The following is a 22,072-nucleotide window of genomic DNA, read 5'->3' on the forward strand; positions in this document are numbered from 1 at the left end:
CTAGCCTGGCGTTATTTTTTACCCAAAATCAAGGAGGACAACATGAAAATAAACAAGGAGCAAGAAGTTAAGACAGAAATACACAAGAAAAAGACCGGAAAGATTCATAAAAAGAATGAAGCTAAAATTGACAACAAATCAATGACAACCAGAGCCAAAAGAAGTGTAAATTTAGCAGGAATAATGGCTGAATCAACTATTACTGAAAATGTTGAGGGTGGTGAAAACATTGATGGAGCATTTGAGGCAACAGGCATTGCAATAAGAGCTGTAAAGGGAGCGATAAGCGAAGGTAACCGAATTAGAAAAAAGGTGAGCACGTCAAAACTACAAAAGGAAGTGGCAGGCAAGAGAATCAGAAAGAAAGCATCGACCAAAGGTAAAGAACTTGCCAAAAAGTCAGTCAAGAATACATCAAGAAATGTGGCAAAGAAAACATCCAAAAAGGTAGTCAAGGATACAACAAAGGAAAGTACAAAACTTGCAGTAAAAACCGGCACTACAGTTGCTGGTTCAGCGGCAGGTCCTGAAGGAACCTTAATAGGAATGGCTGCAGGTGAAGCAGTGGGAATGAAGATTGAAAACACATTTTACAGGGCAGAGCAAAAGAGCAGAATGATGAAATATTTTATGGACAAGCTAAAGTCCGGTGAGGAGCAAAATGACAGTCTGTTTAAGCTCGTAGGAAGCATTGTAAAAAACAAGGTGGCATACATAATTATGCAGGTGATGTCACTACTGGCACCATTAGTAGTTCCGATTCTCATAGTGGTGATGGTCGCAACAGGAATTGTGTTCGCTATCATTGCAGTTCTTTACAATTCACCATTTGCAATATTTCTTCCACCACTTGAAAGCGGAGATACAATACAGACAGTGACAACGCAGTATGTATCTGAATTTAATCAGGAAATACAGACACTGGTGGATGAACACAAGGATGCGGATGAGGGCAGAAAGGTGTATGTGGACTACGAGGGAATGAACAGCGAGCCATCAAACTACTATGACATCATGTGCGTGTACATGGTGAAATACGGTTACGAAAACACGGCAACAAAAATGAATGAAACAAACAAGCAGAATTTAAAGGCGGTGTTTGATGACATGTGTAGGTACACAACAGAAAAGGTAACAGAGAAAAAGGGAAAAAAGAAGAAAAAGTACCTTGAAGTGAGAATTACATTAAAAAGCTACACGGAAATGTCAGTGGAGTATCAGTTTGACGAGGAAAGACAGGAAACACTTAATAAGCTGATGAGTGCCTGCATTACAAGTAATCCGTCAGGCGGTCAGACAGGTGGAAGTCAGTTAAGTGGCTTGCAGGGAAGTCTTACAGCACAGGAGATAACAAGCATAACAGACAAAATAACAGATCCAACACAAAAGACAGTGGCATCCTTTGTATTGTCAAAGGTTGGATATCCATACAGTCAGAGCTTAAGAAACAGTGGAAAAGCATTTGACTGTAGCTCACTGGCATTCTATGGGTGGAAATCAGCAGGTGTAGACATATCATTTAATGGTTCAACAACTGCAGCTGCGGAAGCAGAAGGACTTAAGGACAAAACAGTCAAGGAAAAGGACATACAGCCAGGAGACCTGATATTTTATAGCTATACAACCAATGGAAGATACAAAAACATAAGCCACGTGGGTATTTATGTAGGTAACGGAAAAATGGTTGAGGCTGTGGATGAGGCACACGGAGTATGTTTGGGTAATTATCATAATGGAGGATTGGTGATGATATGTAGACCAGGAAAATAAGAACCCTAAGGTATAGCAACACTAACTCTTAAATCAGATGGCTTTAATATATCATAACCATACATGGTTAAAAAATTATATTTATAAAAATAAGAAAAAGGAATTAAGGAAAGGAGACTAGCTATGAATTATAGTATAAAAGTAAACAAGTTAGAAAAAGAAAATTGGAGTACAAAGGCTTTTGTTTCAGTGGTATTTGAAGAAAGCTTTAAGTTAACAGACATTACAATCAGGGAAACAAAAAATGGAGAAACATTTGTGGCAATGCCAGGATATAAAACAAGTAAAAAGGATGAACAGGGAAATCCAGTTTACAAAAATTACTTTTATCCAACAACAGCAGAGTTTAGAAAGGAATTGTACGATAACATCATAAAGGCATATGAAAGCAATGCGAAGGAACTTAATATAACATCTGGAAAAGATAAGGTTAGTGTTTCAGTGGCAATGTACCCATGCAATTTTAATGAAAAGATAGAAAGCATCGGAAAAATTTACATAGACAAGTGTTTTGTAATAGATGGTGTCAGAGTAATTGAAGGTGAAAAAGGTAGTTTCGTTGCAATGCCGACAAAAACCACCGAAGGTAAAGATGGAAAAACAGAGTATTCAGAAGTATGCTATCCAGTAACAAAGGAGTTCAGGGAGCAGCTTTATGGAGAAATTATAAAAAAGAGCAATGCGGTAAAGGAGCAGAAAAAAGAGATTGGAGGATTTGAACCTATAAGAGACTTTGGAGATGAAAAGTTGCCGTTTAGATAAAAATTTAAAACAGTAAATCACAAAAAGCTTAAAATGAATATTTTACAAAGTTACATAATCAGAAAATAACTATAGTTATGATTGAGAAAAATAAATCTTGACAGTGAAATATAAAGATTATACAATGTGGCTGAAAAAAGATACATTGTGAAATATTAGAAATACATAGTTTGTTGAATTATCTACTATCACAATAAAGTTTTATAATCAGCAAACATTGGGAGATGATAAGGAAGCATGGTGGCTTCCTTATTTTTACATTATGAAAAAATATTTGAAATTTAGTGTGTTAAATTAAAAACAAAACCAAAAAACAAAAATTTGAAATTTTGCACCCAACGTTTGAAAACAATCGTGTTCTATATAGAAAGAGAAAACTTTCAAATAAATCAGAAGGGAGGAATTATATGTATAAAGAATATGCCGGCATGAGCTATGAAGAAGTTATAGAAAAATATTCTGATTACATAACAAGAATGTGTGTGGTATGGACACAAAATGAAGAAGCAGCTAAAGATTGTTTTCAAAATACATTTATCAAGCTTTATAAGAGTTCAAAAACATTTAATGACAGTGAACATTTAAAAGCGTGGTTGCTTAAGGTGGCTAGAAATGAGTGTAACGATTATCATAAGTCCTTTTGGAACAGAAATGTATCCGTTGGTTTAGAAAAGGACAGGCTGGAAGGAATGCAGAATAATTCAACTAATGGACTACAATTAGATAATGACACAGAAATTCTGGTAAAGGCGTTGAGAAAAATATCTTTAAAATATCGTGAAGTTTTAGTTCTTTATTATTATCAGGAATATAGTACAAAAGAAATTTCAGATATTCTTCAATTAAGTGTTAATACTGTGAAATCAAGATTACAACGAGGTAGGGAAAAACTTGCAAAAATTTTAGAAAAGCAGGTTTAAGAGATTATAACCAAAAAAATTGGAGATTGGAGGCAAATATGAATTTAAAAAAATTGGATACAATTAAAACTCCGGAAAATTGGAAAAAAGAATTGCTTAACCAGCAAATCAATGTGTCAAGTGAAGAGAGCAATGGTAGGTTTATAAAAATAAGAAAAATGAAATGGGTAGCAGTAAGTTTGGCAATAGTTGTGGTTTGCGCAACAGGAATAACTGTTGGAGCAAGCACATCTGATTCCTTTAGAGAATTTTTACAGGGAGTATTTGGAATTAAAAAGGTGCAGGAAGTCAAACTGGAGACTACAACAAACAGTGAAAAAACAGAAGAATGTAAAACACCAGAAGGAGAAATTAAATTAAGCGATAACATGGAAGTTGTGGGAAGGAATGAAACCTTCATATTGGAATACAGCAAAGATGATTCTGAAAATGTTAAAAATGTATATTCCATAAAAAACAATAAGCTTCTTAGCGAACAGGTTAACAAATTTCAGGGAAAGTATAATAATGAGGCGTTTTCTTTTGACTATGTTATAAGAAATAAAGAAATTTGTGGATTTAATTATAAAGGTGCTGTAAGTGAAATTTTTCCGATTATGAAAGGAAGAACAATTTATGCAGCCTTGTATCAGGAAGAAAAGGGTAAGGTAGTCAATGAAGCAATTGCAGAAATTGATTTGGATACAAATGAGATTGTGAAAATATCAAATGATAAAATGATTTGTAATTTTGTTATGTCTCCAAATGGAAAAACACTTCTTTGTAATTTCAGATCAAAAGGATATTGGGCAATATTTGATTTGGACAGCAAAACTGAAAAGAAATTCAACAAAAATCTTATAAACGGATACGCAACAGTTGATGAAATAAGTTTTGTGGATGATTACCATATATTAACTTTGGGTAAACCGTTTACAAAAGACAAAACAGAATATTATAGTAAATATTTAATAAATCTGAAAAACGGAAAAGTTGAGAAGGAATTTTTCAGCACACAAACAGATATAAACTTCAACCATACTTATTCTTTTGACAAAAAAGTAATGACAATTGAAAATATAATTGAAGGCTCTAAATTTAAGATTAAAACTAATGAAAAAACAATTGAACCTATTGGTGCATCAGAAAAATATGCAATGTTTAATACCGGCTCAAATGGAATAATGTATTTGATAAATCTTGAAAAAAAGGAATGGCTAAAAATAAATATTCCGGTCAAAAGTTGGGAGAACATGAATTTGTATTTGATGGGAAAAGAAAATAAGATGTTAATTACATTTGATAAAAAAGCATATATAGTGGATATATCAGATTTAGGAAATATGAAATAATCAAAGAGGCTGTTCTAAAGGGCAGCCTCTTGGTATTTATGAAATTAAATATATTTAAGAACATCATAGAATAAAAGAAATAAACAGTTAATATGCAAAAATAAATTCAGTATGAAAGAGTAAATTTTAATTTATGAGAAAAATATATGTATAATTGTTTTGTAGAATTTAGAAAGAATATATGATAGAATTAAGCAGGAATTTTTCGAATAGTAAAAAACAAATTGACAAAACAGAACATATGTTCTAAAATCTACTTAAGATAAAACCCTGGACATTTTTGAAGGTAAATGTTAAAATTTAGGAAAAGGAGGAAAATAATAATGCCATATGCAATAGATTTATTTTGTGGTGCTGGTGGAATGAGTGAGGGACTTATTCAAGCAGGTTTTCACATCCTTTTCTCAAGTGACATAAATCCAGATGTTCAAAGAACCTATATGAACAGACATGAGCAGTTGGGATTACATCAAGGTGTAAATACTTATTTTCATCGTGGTGATATAAGAGAATTGACAGGAAATTTAATTAATGAAAAAATAGGTAATCTGGAAATATTCAGAAATCGAGATGTCCCTGAGATAGATGCAGTTTTTGGAGGACCACCATGTCAGGGATTTAGTAGAGCGGGACGTAGAGATCCTAATGATCCAAGAAATATGCTTTTTAGAGAATATTTAAGAGTAATTAATGAAGTTCGTCCAAGATATGTAGTTTTAGAAAATGTTACAGGATTTATGGATACGAGGTTCTATGGTTTTGAAGGGGTAACAGGTCATAGATATCCAGATGGTGAAATAGTTCCTAATATATTAATAAATGAATTTCAATTAATAGGATATCATACTCTGCAACCCAGAATTCTAAATGCGGCACATTATGGAGTGCCACAGAGAAGAAATAGAGTAATTGTTATGGCATATAGAAACGATATGGTGCCACCTGTATATCCAGAACCAACGCATGACGATGATACAGCGTTAACAATTACAGATGCAATAAGCGATTTAATAAGAAATGAAAATATTCGCAATCAGGTGCACGATACAGACACAGATTTTCAAATTGCTTCAAGAGAAGGTCGCACACCGGATGTTAATGGGAACACAATTGATAGTAATGGAATAGTATATAATAATGAGATATCTGCACATCAACAAATTATTGCTGAAAGATTTGCTTTATTTAGAGAAGGTGAAGATGGTGCAGGACTGAAAAATCGTGTAATGAGTGAAGGGATAGATATTTCTAATTATCCGGCGCTTATTAACCATTGTGTTAATGCGATGGGATTGGAGCAAGAACAGGTTATAGAATTATTTAGAGCAGGAAATGTTAACAGAGAGAATGTAGATATTCTTCTAACAAAGAAAAATATTAGAACTAGGTTGGATAGAAATAAGCCATCAGCAACAGTTATGACTATAGCAGATGATTATATTTCACCGTTTGAACCAAGAACGTTTTCTGTAAGGGAACTTGCAAGATTACAATCGTTTGATGATAGTTTTGAGTTTCTTGGAAAGAGGACAACAGGTGGATTACGTAGACGTGTGGAAGTACCACAATATTCTCAAGTAGGCAATGCTGTACCACCATTATTAGCTAGAGCTGTAGCTAATGAAATAATGAGAGTTTTGTAGATAAGTTAGATGGGCAATCTGGATATTTTCAGATTGCCCATCTTTTATGCCCTACAAATCATCTTATAATTCTACTAATTCAATTTCACCGAATAAATCTTGCTTCGCATATGGTTTAATACGCCAGGCATTGCCATGGTTTTTCCCAACATATTTACCTTCTTTTGTAGTATATCCCCGCCAATCATAAGTAATTAATCCAGCTTTAATGAGGGAGAGGAAAGTTGTAAATTGAGGAGCTCTGGAAAATTCAATTTCGTTATATTTGAATTGAACCATTCCAGAAATCTCTCTACTTTCTGCTTTTACCCATAATGTAGATGGATGTTTCATATATAACTGCTGTTTTAAGGCGTCAAATGACCAATATGCAGCTATTTCATGTTTACCTGTAATTGGATCACGCCATACAATGTTAACTTGTCTGTTTTCATCATTTACGTGTAGATAGAATCCTTGGTTATTTTGAGGTGCTTCCATCGAACCAATTGTTATGTAGAGACTACTATATCCAGGATGAGAATCGGAATCATATCCGTATATTCTGGCAAAAGCGGAAACTCTGTTTCTATCTATTGGTTCGTATGCTGCAACCCTTGTACCTTCAAAGTGTGGTCGTAAAGTAAAAAGTGTATCTAAAGTTCTGCCACCACCTTTTGATTTGACTTCTATTAGACCGTTATAATCTGCATCTGAACGGTTATTCGTGTTTATTCCAAGAAGATATTCTAAAGTGTCACCAACATCCTTTGGAGCAATTGGACCATATCCTTTAGAGTTATCAAAAAAGCCACCATGAATAATCTCATGCAAACGAGGTTTGATGTCATGGAACAATTTAGTAATTGCATCCATACCGATGGCATTAATTAAATCACTTTCACTTGGAATATTGTGCGTTAAGTTAATTATGTAAATTAAAGGTGTATCATTTGCTCGTTGGAAAACAGAAATATAAAGAAGATCCCCTTCATTGATTTCACCATTTTCCATCCTTCGTTTTATGGTTTCGATGGAAAAACGTCTATCACCTCGAGTGTTAGCAACTCTGTAAAATTTTAGTTTAATAAAGTCTGTTTTACCGTGCTGAATAAATAAAGCATTATAAGATATGCCAAATTTGCCACCATGTTCTAGTTGGTCATAATCTACAAGACCCCAGTCAAATAGGAGATCTCTAAGAATAGCATTTGCATCTAGGTTATTTTTATCGATCATAGTATATGTCATACGTATTAATGCATAATCCTCGTTTCGTATGCGTTGTATCATATTAATCACATTAGATTCATCTGAGTAAGGTGTAAAAATCATATATCCTCCTTAATTGAACTTCTTAAAAATAAATTGTACATTTCTACGTCTATGGTATAAGCCATAGCGTAAAGAGTTTTAATTGTAGGATTAAGTGCCTTTCGGTTTACTAATCTACTTATCAGTGCTGGCTGAATATCGGTTGCTCCATATATTTCAATCTGTCTAAGTTGTTTACTTTTCATAATTTTTTGAAAATTCTCAATAAAGACAAGGAGATAGTCATCCTCAATAAAGTTACCGGAGAAATTTAAACTATTGTATCCTAAGTCCGAGAGATAGTTTCTTGAAAACAAAGCAGGAAAAGATACATTAAGTTTTCGAGCAAGATTTAGAGCGGTCAAATATTCAATGTTTTGTTCACCGTATTCTAAGGCTGAAAGGCAATTACGATCATAATTTATTGAAGTGGCCAAATCAGAGATAGTGTATCCTTTCATCTCACGAGATTTCCTAATATTGCTACCAAATACTAATAAAATTTCCGACGGATCAAATTCCCAGTTCACTTTATCACCTCCTTCTTAATAGCTATTATATTTTATTTAACCCTTAATGTTTTGACTTATAACCATCAATTTAAAGGGAAACAACATATAGTAACTATTTATAAGAAAAATACAAAATGGTGGACATGTCTGAATGTACATTTATATGCAAAATAAAGAACTATTTTTTGTAAAAAGAGATTTAAGGAGAATGAGAATTTTTTGCGTTAAATTTTTCAATTAAAGGAGAATTTTTTATCTCATAAGTCCAGTTTATCGTACAACCTATAATGTATAATTTGGATAGTGGGACAATTTTACCCCTTAGATTTACTAATAAATCTAATAAATATAGTGATTTGTACATAACAGGAGCGATAATTATGCTTAAAATGAAAGACAACAATTATATAAACAATATAGCAGCTATACGTAAGAAGAATGGAATAAGCCAGACTCAATTTGCCAATGCAATTGGTGTTGAAACCAGTACTATTAGCAGAATAGAAACAGGTAAGTCTGATCCGTCTGCAGTTACATTATTTGCTATTGCTAAATATTTACAGGTTTCGGTTGATGAATTATATACAAGGAAAACTGCAGAACAAATCAAAAATGAAAGAGAGCAGGAATTTTTCAAGAGAAATATTAGATATTATGTCTCAACAGTTGAAAGCAGGAAAAATTACTAAAACGAACAAATTTTCGAATTATGGCGTATACGCTATAGAAAACTAAAATTATTTTCGATATAGTTTAGATACATTCTAAAAAGGGGTGTGAGATCAGCTTAGCTAGGGCATTGGATTTGATGCTACGGAATACTAGCGTATTATCTGCAGGATTTATTTCCCTTATCAAGCAGGTATTTATTGTAAAAACAAAAATACTGATTAAAGGAAGTGAACAAAGGAATGAGCAATTCTATGAAGGTATCATTCTGTTGCAAAGACTGTAAGAGAAGAATGTTTGACTATTATGCAGGAAATTTAAACTTGTCTATCAAATGCAATAGATGCAAAAGAGTTTTAACACTTAAAAAGATAGATGAGAAATATGTAGCAGAGAGAATGATTAACGGAAAACTATTTGTGTGAGGTGTAAAAATTGATTTACAAGTATGGCATTGGAGAACATGTGTATATCATGGAAAATGGAATGCACATAAAAGAAGTGATAATAGTTAATATAGCTAATGGCTTCTATCAGGTTTGTTTTACGGATAGAAGAGGCTCAATTAAATTAAGAGAGTCAAGGCTATATAAGACTATTGGAGAAGCAGCAACAAAGAACAGTGCTGCGAAAAATGAATTAAGCAAATTACATAAGAAAAAAACATACCATTCACCATATGATTACGAATGTGGATATTATGGATGACTGAAAACAATTTATTATGAAAAATTAAATAGGCCCACCTGATAAGGGCATGCAATTATTGAGGTAATTGTAGAAGCACCAGAGACGCAGGGGAAAATCAGTAAGAAGTAGATTTACTTTACAGGATTTCCCTTGCGTCTTTTTTTGCGCATAGAAAAAATATATGTAATTAAAGTGTCAGGTGCAGACAACGAACCTTTCTGGTTTTCCAGAAAGGAAAAAGATGTTTTATTACGATATTAAGGAAAGCGGAAAAAGAATCAAGGAGTTAAGAAAAGCAAAGGGATTAACACAGGAAAAGTTGTCAGAAAAGATTGGAATTTCGTGCCAAGGATTAAAGATGATTGAGTGTGGAATAAATGGAGCCAGAATTGACACATTTGTTTATTTGGCAGAAGTATTAGATACAACGATTGATTATTTGGTTTTAGGCAGAAGTTGTATGGTTATTGATGATGAGTAAAAGGTATAGTGCCACTAACTCTTATTTTATATTTGAAAACAGTATATTAAAAGAGGCTCAAATGAGCCGGCAAACCTCCTTTAAGGCAATGCATGAAATAGTTTCTACTTATTATGATTATAAGTTTGAAGTTGTTGACTATGCCGTGACCCATACTGAAGTATGGTAGCAAGCTACAGCACATATACTGGCGACGGTCAGGGGAAAGAAACAAAGTAGTAAGTAATTATTGGCGTGTTATATTACTGCAACTGTATCAGACGTGATGCAATGCATTGCAATAAAGGAGAAAATCAGGAGGAATAAATGGAATACAAAGGTTTAGAAGTTGGAAACATAATTAAATCATTAAGAATAAAAAAGAATGTATCTGTATTTGAATTGGCTTACAGAGCGAAAATAAGTCAATCACATGTGTATCAGTTGGAAGAAGGAAGTAATAAGATGAGCATTGATCTTTTGTATAGGCTAATGGATGCATTGGATACAGATGCAAATACAATATTGGGGATAAAGGAAAAGGATGAGGTTTCAGTGGATGAAAGGCTGAAGGAGTTAAGCCCTAAGATGAAAGAAACATTGACGGAGTTGTTTTTGAGGACAATAGATGGGGTGGAGAAATAGTTAAAGATAACAAAGACAATATTATAGGGATAATAAATAGTCCGGAAATGTTAATTTTGAAAAATTAGCATTTCCGGATTATTTATCTATAGGATTTTATAACTAATAAAATACAAAACTGAATTAAAACTCTGATTAACTGTTTGTATCATTAACATACCATTTTCTTCGTCCATTGGATTCTTGTTGTTGTATGAGACCTGATTCTTGCAGCAATTTGAGCTTTTTTAAAATACCTGACTTAGTATAATTAAATGTTTTAGATAGCTCAGATAGTGAAGCAGATGGGTGTTTTTTTAAGTAAGACAGCAATCGTTGGTCTAATTCATTATTATGGTTTCTATTAGTATAATCATAGAGCTTATTAATTTTTTGAAGTTTAATATCATTGTTATCTTTGAACATATATATGTCATGTATTAAAGTGTATATGTCTTTAAGTTCGTTATAAATTACAGTATTAACGCTTTTATCAATATCGGGACTGTGTACTAATGCATTACGATATCGGCGAAGGTCATTAATTAAGTAGTATGCTCTGCCGTTGATAATTTGGTTTTGTTGCAGGATGTTTAATGCATCAAAGATATGTAGATTATGCATGGACTGCGGACTACATGTTAATTCACAAGCATATTGTTTTAGCAGTTCTTCTAGTAGGTTGTAATAAGTTATAAAGCTAGAAAAACTATTCTTATTCTCTTTATTGGAAGAATATTCATTATCTATAATGTATTTTTCTTTCATACTTTTTTCTTTAATAGATGTAGGGTTTAAATATAAGGCAAACTTTATTACTTCAGTCATAATCAATAAAAAAAGCAAAATAGCTTCTGTTAGGAAGAATGGGAGAAGCAAAAAGAAGGCGTTATCCTCATTATAAATAGCTAGTGTTATTAAGCAGAAAATAATATCTATAACACTAAAAATTATTATGTATATGAGCGAATGAAAACAATCAGAACGCAAGCTTTCTGTATATTCTGTGATAGTATCATCAGTTGCACCAATGGATTGTATTTTTGAATCGATTACACTATAACCGGCAATGGTTAATCCAAGTAGAGCACCAATTACCTGGGCTAGTGATGAATATATATATAGGATTTGATTTTCAGTCATATATATTTTGCTAAAATGAAAAAAACAACAATTTATTAAATTTAGGATAGATAAAAATCCAAACAGAATTATTAATATTTTATGAAATGATATTTTATGATGCTTCATATAGTTACCTCATGTATTGATGTTTTTATCTTGAAATTTATCTGATGGTACGTCTATTCAAATTCTATTATGAAATATAAGATGGTTAATATTATATACAAAATGTATGATTTATACAATAAATAAGAAATTGTAAAAATAGATAAAGTGGATAAAAATATTTCACAACCTATATCAAATAAAGGGATGATAAGATTAATAAAATATGTTATGATTGTAATGATTTGATAATGGGGGTGTTATACGCATGTATATACAAGAGTATTAACTTGAAGGCTGCAGAATCACATATAGGAGTATATCTAAGAATGTTCAAAAATGCAGAATATCTTGTGATATGAGAGCAACTTTCAAAAAATATCTAATAATAAGTATCAAGAAATATGTTTATTTACCACTCAAGAGTTATAGGGTATTTAAACATTTGGTAGAGGCTTGATAATATGGACATAGGTAATAAATGAACAAAAATAGGAGAAATTATGAGGATTATAGATCTATTTTCGGGAGCAGGAGGGTTAACCTTTGGATTCTATTATAGAAAAAGAAAGAATGAATTTGTAAGAAACAGAAAAAATTCTTTTGTTTTTGCAAATGAGATTGATCATTTCGCAGCGGAGGCATTTAAAGCGAATTTCCCAGATATAAAGATGATAAACGAAGACATAAAGCTATTAGACAAAGAAAGAATTGAACGATTGATAGGAGACAAACCAGTAGATTTAATTATTGGTGGACCTCCGTGTCAATCATTTAGTACTGTAGGACAGAGGGTATTCGATGAAAAGGCAACACTATATGAAGAATATTTAAGAATTTTGAGTATTGCAAAACCTAAAATTTTTTTGTTTGAGAATGTTAAAGGAATGTTGTCTATGAGAGAAACATTTTATAAGACTGATAATCAGGGAAATATAGTATATGAAATTAAGAAGAATAAAGAGACAGGTAGAGAAAGAAAGTATCCGAAAGTAGAAAGATATGGAAGAAAGATAATTGATATTATAAAAGAAAGATTTGAGTTTATTACAGATGATTTTGGATATAATATTAGTTGTGAGGTACTTAATACGGTTAATTATGGTGTTCCAGAAAATAGGGAACGAGTTTTTGTTGTAGGCATAAGAAAAGATTTAGATATTAAATGGAGTTATCCCGGAGCGATTAAAGGTGATAAATTATCAATTAAAGAGGCAATATCTGATTTACCAATCGTTTTAGAAAACGAGAACGTCGTAAAGTATAATTCTCAGCCACAAAATGATTATCAGAGGCTGATGCGTGGGAATAACAAGGTTCTGACAGAACATTATTGTGGAATATATGGAGAAAAAATACGAACGGTAATACAAAATGTTAAGCAGGGCGAAGGAAAAGAAGACTTTAATAATTTAGTTGAGTCAGGAGTGATTGACAAAAAATATAGACTTACATCAGGATATAAGAATACATATGGCAGATTGATTGAAAGTATTCCAGCACCAACAATTACAAATAATATGACAGCTCCATCAGGACTTAGATGTATTCATTATTCTCAGAATAGAGCATTGACGCCTAGAGAAGGGGCCAGAATACAGTCCTTTCCAGATTGGTTTGAGTTTAGGGGTGGAGTTGGAAGCGTAACTACACAAATTGGAAATGCAGTGCCGCCGTTAATGGCTATTATACTAGCAAAACAAATTGAAAAGTTATTGAAAGGATAGAGTATATGATGACAGACATGGAAAAGAAAGATATTAATAATAGAAATACGGATAATGCAATTTACTTTAATTTTTCATATGCTGCATTAAAGCTTTTAGGAAAAAATTTATATAGTAACGCGGCAAATGCTATATCCGAATTGGTTGCAAATGGCTTGGATGCAAAGGCGAAAAATGTGTATGTTTATATTGACATGTCTGATAAGGAACATTCAATTATAGAAATTATAGATGATGGAATGGGAATGGACTATGAGGATTTGGCTAGAAAATATGTATGGATTGGTAGAAATAAAAGAAATGATGCGGACTTACTTGAAGATGACAAAAAGAATGTAATGGGAAGAAAAGGAATCGGAAAATTGGCAGCATTGTACTTGTCAAATAATTATTTTATTTTAACAAAAAAAGATTCGGCTAATAAAGTTAATCAATGGCAAATAAATCTTTCAAAGTACGATGATTCTGATTTCCCAAAACTTGATCGTATTAATAAACAAATTGTGATAGAAAACAATGATATATGGGGAAAAATGCAACATGGAACTGCAATTGTTTTGAATAATGTAGATTTGAGAAGAAATGGTGCAAAAAGAATTGAAGCATTGAAAAGAGTTTTTGCGGATTTTTATTTGATTGATGAACTGGCTTCAAGTATCTATGTTTCGGTAAAAACAGACAAAAAACAGAAAACAAATTTTGAAAAGGTAGAGAAGTTTGTGGCATTTGAAAATTTGTTTGCCATGTATGATAACACAAATAGTGAACAATATAAGAAAATGCGCAAGAGTATTGCATTTTCCTGGGCATCTAAATATCCACATATAGCAAACAAGGAACGTGAAACAATCATATTCAATAAGAAGGATTTCAATTATAAAGGCAAGAAGAAATTCAAGACAGAGAATGGAGAAATGATTGAAAAAGAATATGAATTGGTTGGTTGGATTGGTGTACATGCTACAATAGATTCAAAAAATGCAATTGACGAAAAATTTATTAGAAATGATATCTATAAACCGAATAGGCTTAGAGTATATGTAAGAAATAAGTTAGCCGTGGCAGATTTTTTTGAAATGCATCCAAGTACACAAGCAATGTCAAATTATGTTGAAGGAGATATTACTTTTAATATTTTAGATGACGATGATTTACCAGATATTGCAACTTCCAGTCGTCAGGATTTTTTGGATGATGAGCGTGTTGAGTTGCTAATATCTATTTTGGATCCAATTATAAATTCCTTGTTTAAGGTAAGAAACGAGATAGGACAAAAGATAAGAAATGAAAATATAGAATATGAGAATTATATAAAAGAACAAGAAGAGAATAAACGAAAAAAGGAAGAGGAAGCAAGGCAGAAAGCTGAGGAACAAGCAAGAAAAGCTGAACGGGAAAAAAATGAGGCTGAGGAAAAACAAAGAAAAGCAGAAGAAGAAAAAAAACTGGCAAACAGTAGGGCAGAAAAGTTATCTGTAAATTTAGGAAGTGAGAAGAAAAGGAATCATTTTTTAGTAAATTCATTAGATGATGACCAAATTAATTTTGCAAAACGTTTGCATATGATTCGGATAAACACATCGACAATTGCAAAAATTGTAAAAAATAATGTTAATAAGTTGAATCGTGGTAAATTTAAAGAAAAAGATGCATGGGAATTGTTAAAAAAAATTTCTTACCTAAGTGCTAGGATGCAAGCGGTGTTGGAATATAGTGCAATGGCTAAATTCAATACAAAAGAAGAGTTTATTGAAGATAATTTATTTGATTTTATTGAAGAATATTGTGAGAATGTGTTAGCACAGGATGAAGATATAGAAATTCAAATATTAAGAGAGGATAGAAAAGATTTTATAATTCGATTTATTCCGCAAGATATTGCTGTTATTTTAGATAATGTAGTAAGCAATTCAATAAAATATAATGCTACAATATTAAAAATTATTTTGAATAATGATGAAGATTTTTGTACTATAGACTTTATTGATAATGGTGATGGATTAAATCCTAATATAGAAGATACAAGTGAATTGTTTGAATTTGGAAAGGGCTATACGTATACTGGAACTGGTGTAGGATTATATCATATTAAAAATATTGTTGAAGAAGAGTTGAAGGGTACTGTAGACATTAAATCAGAACAAACAAAAGGATTTACTTTACATGTGAGGTTTAAAAAAATATGAGATACGATTTAAATATACTATGGGTTGAAGATACATCAACATATTATGAAGAAGCTAAAGAACTTTTAGAAGGTTATGCAGAGGACAGTGGTATTTCAGTAAAATTTTATTATATTCAGAATGTTAAGGATTTTTATGATAAAATGCGTAACAATGAAGAAGGATTTAAATTATATGATATTTATTTTATTGATTATTCATTGTCGGATGGGGTTGTAGGAAGTGATTTGATATCAATGCTCAGGACTAAAAATGTTGATGCAGACATTTTGTTTTATTCATCTGACAAAGAAGCTTCAATTCGTAAAACTATAAAAAATGATATGGGGGCATTCGAAGGTGTATATGTTGCGAACAAGAATAGTTTTGATGATAAAAGCTACATGCTGATTAGAAAGAATGCAAAAAGGTTAACATCGCTGTCAAATATTAGAGGATATCTGATGGATCAAACATCAGAGAATGATTTTACAGTGAAATCATATATAATGGAAAAATTTGAAACTTTAACACCTGAACAGAAAGATGAGATTGCTCAAATTTTAATTGAATATATAAAACAAAAAAAAGATAAGTTTTCTGTTAAAATTGAAGAAACATTAGAAAAACTGAATCAAGGTGGAATAAAAAATATAAATAAGATTTTGGACTTGAGTAGCGAGCTTTTTCCAATCCAATTAAAGTATAAAATGTTTGAAAGGATGATAGAATTTGATAATACTTTAGCATTTTCGGAAATAACAATAGAGCAATATTTATCTGAGATTGTCAAAGCACGCAATAATTTAGCACATAAAAAATTAGATGTATGCAAAATGCAAAAGAATATTTTGTATTACGATACAATGAAACAGTTAAGGGCACGCAAATGCCCTGATGATTGTGCATTGCATGATGATACTTACAAGATATCGATAGAGGAATGGCAAGAATTAAGAAAAAAGATACATATATTTGGAATAGAAATTGACAATGTTCAAAAAAATTTAATGGAATCAACAGAGTAATTTTCTACTAATTGCAGGCTAGTTATAGTTGACTAATTGACAGTCATAAAGTACAATATATATCAATAGGAGGTCATGTGGCATGGCAAAAATGGGCAGACCAAAGATAGACAATCCTAAGGTCAACAAAATTTCGGTTAGACTATCAGATGAGGAACACGAAAAACTCATTGAGTTTGCTAAGGAGCATTCAATGACAAAAGCAGAGACTTTCAAAAAAGGTTTAGAACTTTTGTATGAACAATGCAAATAAATTGCAAGCCACCTAGTACTATTCTTCAGTATGACCACACCGTGGTAACAAAAATTTAATAAGTCAAAATAATTAAAAATATTATTAAAATAAAAGGCAAAATACGGACAGAAAAAGCAAATAAAATAATCTGTTAACCATCAGCCTTTTTAGAGTTTGAATAATGCAAAAATAAATTCTATATGCCTACAAACCCCATAAATAAAGGGTTTGTAGGTTTTTTCTTTTTTAGAGTGACAATAAAATGACAATATTTTTTGCTATTTTTTATAAAAAACGTTCAAAAGCGTACATTTATGAACTGATAAAATTACATATTTTTCCTTTATAAAATAAAAAGACCCTGCAGTGACACCGCAGGGGTGGTTATGACTGAAATACCAATATTCTATTTTTCAATTCCAACTTCCCAGAAATACATATCTATAATTTTCATAGGGGTGTACAAATCACCAAGTTTATTACAAGCTTTTTCGATTTCTTCTTTGTTGTCTTTGGCGTATTGAATTATTTGCTTCATACTATTTAAATTGAAAACCCCATTTATTTTGTTCCGACGTAGCGCTTTTACAAAATATTGGTCATATGCTGGAACGCATCCAAGAGTTCCTAATATGATTTTAGTAATTAATGTATCTGTTACATTGGAAATTGTTTTTGTTTTGTTAGTACCATCTTCTATATAAGTTTGACCCATATAGTACTCTTTTATTTCATCTCTTAAACTCATTATAGTTTCAAGATCTGTGATAATATTCTCTTTAAAAGGATTAAAACTTATTAAATTTGAATATTTATCCTTACAAAGTATTTCGACAACAGGCTTACTAAATAAATAATCTTTTTGCATTAAAAAAGAATTTCGTAGCATACCCCAACTAGCTAGGTAGGCATATAAATTTAATGTTATATAATTGTACATGGTTTCATCATTTTTATATTTTAAGAAACTTTCTCTACAGTGATCATATGATCTATATCTTCCGTTTTTATCGTTATGGTAACTATCAATAAATTTATTGATATATTCGTTGATATTTTTTCCCATTTTATCATCTCTCTTAAATAAACATATAAATTTAATCCTTCAAATTAGCTTTCCTAAATCTCTTCTTTGCATCAGAGATATTCTTGTCTACTTCGATAGCTTTTTCATTTTCCGCATCCAATAAGAAGTCAGCTGAATCGGTCCCAAAGCTTAAATACTTTGCCTGCCATAATAGGTAGGTTTCCTCGTCAATTTCTTCATTGATAAATTTCTCATACATTGTTGCCCAATGGCTAAACATTCTTTTAAGATTTGAAAGAGGAGCAACAGTGGCATCGTTTACGTCTATTTCGGAAGATACCTCTAAATAAACTTTTCCATCTATAGTTGTTGGAGTCAAATCCAAAGTTTTTTCCATACTGAATAAGTATTGTAGAGAACTTGCAGCTGAAATAGGATCAGGAGTTGCAAGCACGTATGGAGAAATCTCCAAAGCATTCGAAATCTCAAATATAGTGTCTGAATCTGGATAACGATTTCCAAGTTCATAATTTCTTATAGTTGATTCATTTACACCACAGGCAGCTCCCAATTCTTTTTGTGTCATGCCGGCAATTTGTCTGTAAAATCTAATCTTTTGTCCTAAATTTGCTGAGGCAAGATTTTTAGCATTTAAAGAAAAATCTCTTTTATTTTTTCCCATAAAACATATCCTTCCATATCATTTTATAACTGCTTGTATTATATCATAAACAGTTCATTTGTGAAATATAAAGATTACAAAACAGTCATAAGTGAAATGTTTTACTTGACAGTGCAAAAGTGAACTGATAAAATGAGTACAACACAGTTCAAAAATGCACTGTACAAAGTGATGAAATTTAAATAGGTAGGAGGTGATATTATGGCAGATACACTTTTTGTTAGAGCAAGCGATGTAGCAAAGGAAATGGGAGTTTCAGAAGCTATGGCTTATAAGATTATTAGAAAACTTAATAATGAACTTAAAGAGCAAGGGTTTGTAACTGTTCAGGGGAGACTTAGCAGACAGTATTTTGAAGAACGAATCTATGGAATTAAGACTAAATAGGAGGTGAAATAAATGGTTTTTAAGAATCCCAAAACAGATAAATGGGAAGTTAGATGTTATTACAAAAATTATAAAGGTGAGCGAAAACAGAAAACCAAAAGAGGCTTCAGAACAAAATCTGAAGCTCTTGATTGGGAAAGACATTTCAAACTGCAAGACCACCAGGACCTGGATATGACCATTGAAGATTTCTTTGAATTATATAAAAGAGATGTAAGTCATAAGGTAAGACCAAACACTTGGGAAGAAAAGGAATACATAATTTTAACAAAAATTCTTCCTTATCTTGGCAAGAGAAAAATAAATGAATTAAAGGTAACGGACATTTTTGAGTGGCAAAGAGAAATTCAGAGCTTAACAACTCAAAATGGTAAGAGCTTTTCAAAATCATATCTTGGAACAATTCATAATCAGCTAAGTGCAATGCTTAATCATGCAGTCAGATATTATGGGCTTAAATGGAATGTCGCAAGCAAGGCTGGGAACATGGGCAGTGCAAGAGATAGAAATGTTGATTTCTGGACGCAGAAGGAATATCAGAAATTTATTGAGCAGGTGGCAGATAAACCACAATCATATTATGGATTTGAAATACTTTATTGGTGTGGGCTTAGAATTGGTGAACTTCTTGCCTTAACACCGAAAGATTTTGATTTTGAAAATAATGTTTTGAAAATAACAAAGTCATATAAAAAGGTTAAAGGTAAAGACATTGTGACGGACCCAAAGACACCTAAAAGCATAAGGGATATAGTAATTCCTGAATTTTTGGCAGAAGAAATTAAGGAATATTTGGCAAGTATATATGGCATCAAAGAAAATGACAGAATATTTCAAAATTCAAAAAGCTATTTTCGCCATGAAATGATAAGAGGTTCAAAAGCTGCAGGAGTTAAAAGAATAAGAATACATGATTTAAGACATTCACATGTATCATATTTGATTAATAAAGGCTATACAGCACTTGCCATAGCCGACAGACTAGGCCACGAGGCTGTAGACATCACTTATAAATATGCACATCTATTTCCAACTGTACAAACAGATATGGCAAAAACTATGGATGCAGAAAGAGAGGCTTTATTAGATGAGTGCGAAGAATAATGATGCAAAAGGCAGATGGAGAAATGTAACAGTTGCCTTTAGGGTGTCACAAGAAGAAAACGAAGAAATAAATATGAGGGCAAAACTAAGTGGATTTCAGACAAAGCAGGAATTTATTGTTCAATCATTACTTTATACAAAAATAAGAGCTGTGGGGAATCCGCTAATGATGCTTAGTTTCAGAAAATATCTCCAAGAAATAATAGCACAGTTAAAGAGGATTGAGGCTGGTGGAGAAATTGATGAAGAGGTATTTGTCCCAATTAGAACAATGTTGGATATATTAGATGGATTTGAAGAAAGAAAAAAGCCCTAAGCAATAAGCTTAAGACTTACAAGGTAACAAGGAGGTTGTCCCCGCTACTTTTATCACCAATTAAATTATAGCAGGGGTTACCTCCAATAACAACAAAATTTTTAAATTACGGAGGAAAAATGAATAACACGGTAATGAATAAATCCTCCAATGTGGAGGACACAGATAATAAAGAAATCGAGGCTATAAGGGATAGCCTTAAAAAACGTCCTGATGGAAGTCCGAGACAAACCATTGAAAATGTAATTGAGGTTTTAAATAAGGACCCAATGTTAAAGGATGCAATAAGGCGTAATGAACTTTCCTGTAAGACAGACATTGTTAAGAAGATGGATTGGAGAAGACGTTCAAAGACATTTACCGATACGGATTTTAACAACATAATGCTTAGAATGGAGAAATTCTATGGCATTACAAGAGATAAAAACATAAAACGTGCAATTGACATTGTAGGCAACAACAACCATTATCATCCCATTATAGACAAATTGGAAAGTCTGGAGTGGGATGGAAAATCAAGGCTTAGGTATATGCTACCGAGATACCTTGGAACAGATGAAAGTGATTACATATTTGAAGCAACAAGAATAATGATGATGGGAGCGGTGCACAGGGTTTACCATCCCGGATGTAAATTTGAATATATGGTTTGTCTTGTAGGTGGGCAGGGTGCAGGAAAGTCAAGTTTTCTAAGACTTCTTGCAATGGAAAATGAGTGGTTTTCGGATGACTTAAGAAAACTTGATGATGACAACGTGTTTCGTAAGATTCAGGGACACTGGATTATTGAAATGGCGGAAATGCTTGCAACCTGTAACGCAAGAAGCGTTGAGGACATTAAGTCATTTCTAAGTCGTCAGAGTGAAACTTACAAGGTACCTTATGAAACCCATCCTGAGGACAGACCAAGACAGTGCATATTTGTGGGCTCATCTAACAATGCTGATTTTCTGCCATTTGACCGTACAGGTAACAGAAGATTTGTACCGGTAATGGTAAATAAGGAAAAGGCATTGCATCATCCGTTGGAGGATGAGGAAGAAACAAGGGCTTACATAGAACAGTGCTGGGCTGAAATAATGAATATGTATAAAAAGGGCATTAACACTAGACTTGTATTTAATAAGGAGTTGGAAAAGGAACTCATTGAATTTCAGAAGGAATGTATGCCTCAGGATACTCTTGTGGGCATCATTGAGATGTTTCTTGAAATGACGGATGAGGAGTTTGTATGTGTTCAGATGATTTACGAGAGAGCGTTGCACCACGAAAACTGCAAGCCGAAACAGTACGAATCCAGAGAGATAACAAGTATCATGAGACTTAAATTCGCAGAGCAGTGGGAAGAGGTAAAAAGTCACAGATTCATTAAGGAAGGCTATGGAACCCAGCTTGCATGGAAGAGAAAAATGTAAATTTGTTATGTAAATTGGATGGTTTGTAAATCAGAAAGATGAATTTGTAAATTGGAAATGACGTAAAAAAAAGAGCCAATTT

23 protein-coding genes are annotated in these 22,072 nt (G+C 32.2%); 18 read left to right on the forward strand and 5 right to left on the reverse strand.

Features of this window, described 5'->3' with window-relative positions; genetic code table 11:
- The first annotated feature begins 42 nt into the window (after window positions 1-42).
- The 5 genes from DWX29_RS00265 (at window position 43) to DWX29_RS00285 (ending at window position 6,426) form a co-directional block, all read left to right on the forward strand.
- Window positions 43-1,770, forward strand: coding sequence for an NlpC/P60 family protein (locus tag DWX29_RS00265; protein ID WP_118564882.1), 1,728 nt, complete (start codon window positions 43-45; stop codon window positions 1,768-1,770).
- Between the two features lie 123 nt (window positions 1,771-1,893).
- Window positions 1,894-2,532, forward strand: a complete 639-nt coding sequence (locus DWX29_RS00270; RefSeq protein WP_118564883.1) for a septation protein SpoVG family protein — start codon at window positions 1,894-1,896, stop codon at window positions 2,530-2,532.
- 407 nt (window positions 2,533-2,939) lie between these two features.
- Window positions 2,940-3,452 carry an RNA polymerase sigma factor gene (locus DWX29_RS00275; protein ID WP_118564884.1) on the forward strand — a complete coding sequence of 171 codons (513 nt, stop codon included), beginning with the start codon at window positions 2,940-2,942 and terminating at the stop codon, window positions 3,450-3,452.
- A 38-nt stretch (window positions 3,453-3,490) separates the two neighbouring features.
- The gene (locus tag DWX29_RS00280) at window positions 3,491-4,783 is read left to right on the forward strand and encodes a hypothetical protein (RefSeq protein WP_118564885.1); all 1,293 of its coding nucleotides are present in this window, start codon (window positions 3,491-3,493) and stop codon (window positions 4,781-4,783) included.
- 323 nt (window positions 4,784-5,106) lie between these two features.
- Complete coding sequence (locus DWX29_RS00285; protein WP_118564886.1) at window positions 5,107-6,426, forward strand: DNA cytosine methyltransferase; 1,320 nt, start codon at window positions 5,107-5,109, stop codon at window positions 6,424-6,426.
- A gap of 63 nt (window positions 6,427-6,489) precedes the next feature.
- Here DWX29_RS00285 and DWX29_RS00290 read toward each other — a convergent pair whose 3' ends face one another.
- Together DWX29_RS00290 and DWX29_RS00295 are read right to left on the reverse strand one after the other, a co-directional pair.
- Complete coding sequence (locus tag DWX29_RS00290) at window positions 6,490-7,740, reverse strand: MvaI/BcnI family restriction endonuclease (RefSeq protein ID WP_118564887.1); 1,251 nt, start codon at window positions 7,738-7,740, stop codon at window positions 6,490-6,492.
- Window positions 7,737-8,249, reverse strand: coding sequence for a helix-turn-helix transcriptional regulator (locus DWX29_RS00295; protein WP_118564888.1), 513 nt, complete (start codon window positions 8,247-8,249; stop codon window positions 7,737-7,739). Before DWX29_RS00295 ends, DWX29_RS00290 begins: the two co-directional genes overlap by 4 nt.
- A 362-nt stretch (window positions 8,250-8,611) precedes the next feature.
- Here DWX29_RS00295 and DWX29_RS00300 point away from each other — a divergent pair, with 362 nt between their 5' ends.
- From DWX29_RS00300 to DWX29_RS00320, 5 genes are all read left to right on the forward strand, one after another.
- Entirely contained in the window at window positions 8,612-8,920 is a 309-nt protein-coding gene (locus DWX29_RS00300; RefSeq protein WP_243053210.1) for a helix-turn-helix transcriptional regulator, read from the forward strand.
- Between the two features lie 222 nt (window positions 8,921-9,142).
- Complete coding sequence (locus tag DWX29_RS00305) at window positions 9,143-9,325, forward strand: hypothetical protein (RefSeq protein ID WP_118564889.1); 183 nt, start codon at window positions 9,143-9,145, stop codon at window positions 9,323-9,325.
- Window positions 9,326-9,335: 10 nt separating this feature from the next.
- Window positions 9,336-9,608, forward strand: a complete 273-nt coding sequence (locus tag DWX29_RS00310; protein WP_158574474.1) for a hypothetical protein — start codon at window positions 9,336-9,338, stop codon at window positions 9,606-9,608.
- Between the two features lie 223 nt (window positions 9,609-9,831).
- Window positions 9,832-10,071 (forward strand): helix-turn-helix transcriptional regulator, encoded by a 240-nt coding sequence (locus tag DWX29_RS00315; protein ID WP_118564891.1) that lies wholly within the window; start codon window positions 9,832-9,834, stop codon window positions 10,069-10,071.
- 306 nt (window positions 10,072-10,377) lie between these two features.
- Window positions 10,378-10,695 carry a helix-turn-helix transcriptional regulator gene (locus tag DWX29_RS00320; RefSeq protein ID WP_118564892.1) on the forward strand — a complete coding sequence of 106 codons (318 nt, stop codon included), beginning with the start codon at window positions 10,378-10,380 and terminating at the stop codon, window positions 10,693-10,695.
- Between the two features lie 135 nt (window positions 10,696-10,830).
- Here DWX29_RS00320 and DWX29_RS00325 read toward each other — a convergent pair whose 3' ends face one another.
- Complete coding sequence (locus DWX29_RS00325) at window positions 10,831-11,925, reverse strand: winged helix-turn-helix transcriptional regulator (RefSeq protein WP_118564893.1); 1,095 nt, start codon at window positions 11,923-11,925, stop codon at window positions 10,831-10,833.
- A gap of 482 nt (window positions 11,926-12,407) precedes the next feature.
- Between DWX29_RS00325 and DWX29_RS00330 the strand changes: the two genes are divergently transcribed.
- From DWX29_RS00330 to DWX29_RS00345, 4 genes are all read left to right on the forward strand, one after another.
- Window positions 12,408-13,631, forward strand: coding sequence for a DNA cytosine methyltransferase (locus tag DWX29_RS00330; protein WP_199663663.1), 1,224 nt, complete (start codon window positions 12,408-12,410; stop codon window positions 13,629-13,631).
- A 5-nt stretch (window positions 13,632-13,636) separates the two neighbouring features.
- Window positions 13,637-15,817, forward strand: coding sequence for a sensor histidine kinase (locus tag DWX29_RS00335; RefSeq protein WP_118564895.1), 2,181 nt, complete (start codon window positions 13,637-13,639; stop codon window positions 15,815-15,817).
- A complete protein-coding gene (locus DWX29_RS00340) occupies window positions 15,814-16,824 on the forward strand; it encodes a response regulator (RefSeq protein ID WP_118564896.1) in 1,011 nt (336 codons plus the stop codon). The genes DWX29_RS00335 and DWX29_RS00340 overlap by 4 nt, the downstream gene beginning before the upstream one ends.
- An 82-nt stretch (window positions 16,825-16,906) precedes the next feature.
- Window positions 16,907-17,077: a CopG family transcriptional regulator gene (locus DWX29_RS00345; RefSeq protein ID WP_118564897.1), complete on the forward strand. Its 171-nt coding sequence runs from the start codon at window positions 16,907-16,909 to the stop codon at window positions 17,075-17,077.
- Window positions 17,078-17,465: 388 nt separating this feature from the next.
- Here the strand turns inward: DWX29_RS00345 and DWX29_RS00350 are convergent, their stop codons facing one another.
- Together DWX29_RS00350 and DWX29_RS00355 are read right to left on the reverse strand one after the other, a co-directional pair.
- Complete coding sequence (locus tag DWX29_RS00350) at window positions 17,466-18,125, reverse strand: hypothetical protein (protein WP_117910129.1); 660 nt, start codon at window positions 18,123-18,125, stop codon at window positions 17,466-17,468.
- 31 nt (window positions 18,126-18,156) lie between these two features.
- On the reverse strand, window positions 18,157-18,768 hold the full coding sequence (locus DWX29_RS00355; protein WP_118564898.1) for a helix-turn-helix transcriptional regulator: 612 nt from the start codon (window positions 18,766-18,768) through the stop codon (window positions 18,157-18,159).
- Window positions 18,769-18,969: 201 nt separating this feature from the next.
- On the opposite strand from DWX29_RS00355, the gene DWX29_RS00360 reads away from it, so the two are divergent.
- From DWX29_RS00360 to DWX29_RS00375, 4 genes are all read left to right on the forward strand, one after another.
- The gene (locus DWX29_RS00360) at window positions 18,970-19,155 is read left to right on the forward strand and encodes a helix-turn-helix domain-containing protein (RefSeq protein WP_117910131.1); all 186 of its coding nucleotides are present in this window, start codon (window positions 18,970-18,972) and stop codon (window positions 19,153-19,155) included.
- 12 nt (window positions 19,156-19,167) lie between these two features.
- Window positions 19,168-20,259, forward strand: coding sequence for a site-specific integrase (locus DWX29_RS00365; RefSeq protein WP_118564899.1), 1,092 nt, complete (start codon window positions 19,168-19,170; stop codon window positions 20,257-20,259).
- Window positions 20,243-20,575, forward strand: a complete 333-nt coding sequence (locus DWX29_RS00370) for a hypothetical protein (RefSeq protein WP_117908219.1) — start codon at window positions 20,243-20,245, stop codon at window positions 20,573-20,575. Before DWX29_RS00365 ends, DWX29_RS00370 begins: the two co-directional genes overlap by 17 nt.
- A 119-nt stretch (window positions 20,576-20,694) precedes the next feature.
- Entirely contained in the window at window positions 20,695-21,990 is a 1,296-nt protein-coding gene (locus DWX29_RS00375; RefSeq protein WP_118564900.1) for a virulence-associated E family protein, read from the forward strand.
- The last annotated feature ends 82 nt before the right edge of the window (window positions 21,991-22,072 follow it).

The sequence above is a fragment of the Eubacterium sp. AF19-12LB genome (genome assembly GCF_003479125.1).
Taxonomy (GTDB): domain Bacteria; phylum Bacillota; class Clostridia; order Lachnospirales; family Lachnospiraceae; genus Eubacterium_U; species Eubacterium_U album.

Bases quoted from the DNA above. Each gene is read 5' to 3' on its own strand.
- DWX29_RS00265 (WP_118564882.1), top strand. From the start codon at position 43: ATGAAAATAAACAAGGAGCAAGAAGTTAAGACAGAAATACACAAGAAA.
- DWX29_RS00270 (WP_118564883.1), top strand. From the start codon at position 1,894: ATGAATTATAGTATAAAAGTAAACAAGTTAGAAAAAGAAAATTGGAGT.
- DWX29_RS00275 (WP_118564884.1), top strand. From the start codon at position 2,940: ATGTATAAAGAATATGCCGGCATGAGCTATGAAGAAGTTATAGAAAAA.
- DWX29_RS00280 (WP_118564885.1), top strand. From the start codon at position 3,491: ATGAATTTAAAAAAATTGGATACAATTAAAACTCCGGAAAATTGGAAA.
- DWX29_RS00285 (WP_118564886.1), top strand. From the start codon at position 5,107: ATGCCATATGCAATAGATTTATTTTGTGGTGCTGGTGGAATGAGTGAG.
- DWX29_RS00290 (WP_118564887.1), bottom strand. From the start codon at position 7,740: ATGATTTTTACACCTTACTCAGATGAATCTAATGTGATTAATATGATA.
- DWX29_RS00300 (WP_243053210.1), top strand. From the start codon at position 8,612: ATGCTTAAAATGAAAGACAACAATTATATAAACAATATAGCAGCTATA.
- DWX29_RS00305 (WP_118564889.1), top strand. From the start codon at position 9,143: ATGAGCAATTCTATGAAGGTATCATTCTGTTGCAAAGACTGTAAGAGA.
- DWX29_RS00315 (WP_118564891.1), top strand. From the start codon at position 9,832: ATGTTTTATTACGATATTAAGGAAAGCGGAAAAAGAATCAAGGAGTTA.
- DWX29_RS00320 (WP_118564892.1), top strand. From the start codon at position 10,378: ATGGAATACAAAGGTTTAGAAGTTGGAAACATAATTAAATCATTAAGA.
- DWX29_RS00325 (WP_118564893.1), bottom strand. From the start codon at position 11,925: ATGAAGCATCATAAAATATCATTTCATAAAATATTAATAATTCTGTTT.
- DWX29_RS00330 (WP_199663663.1), top strand. From the start codon at position 12,408: ATGAGGATTATAGATCTATTTTCGGGAGCAGGAGGGTTAACCTTTGGA.
- DWX29_RS00335 (WP_118564895.1), top strand. From the start codon at position 13,637: ATGATGACAGACATGGAAAAGAAAGATATTAATAATAGAAATACGGAT.
- DWX29_RS00340 (WP_118564896.1), top strand. From the start codon at position 15,814: ATGAGATACGATTTAAATATACTATGGGTTGAAGATACATCAACATAT.
- DWX29_RS00345 (WP_118564897.1), top strand. From the start codon at position 16,907: ATGGCAAAAATGGGCAGACCAAAGATAGACAATCCTAAGGTCAACAAA.
- DWX29_RS00350 (WP_117910129.1), bottom strand. From the start codon at position 18,125: ATGGGAAAAAATATCAACGAATATATCAATAAATTTATTGATAGTTAC.
- DWX29_RS00355 (WP_118564898.1), bottom strand. From the start codon at position 18,768: ATGGGAAAAAATAAAAGAGATTTTTCTTTAAATGCTAAAAATCTTGCC.
- DWX29_RS00360 (WP_117910131.1), top strand. From the start codon at position 18,970: ATGGCAGATACACTTTTTGTTAGAGCAAGCGATGTAGCAAAGGAAATG.
- DWX29_RS00365 (WP_118564899.1), top strand. From the start codon at position 19,168: ATGGTTTTTAAGAATCCCAAAACAGATAAATGGGAAGTTAGATGTTAT.
- DWX29_RS00370 (WP_117908219.1), top strand. From the start codon at position 20,243: ATGAGTGCGAAGAATAATGATGCAAAAGGCAGATGGAGAAATGTAACA.
- DWX29_RS00375 (WP_118564900.1), top strand. From the start codon at position 20,695: ATGAATAACACGGTAATGAATAAATCCTCCAATGTGGAGGACACAGAT.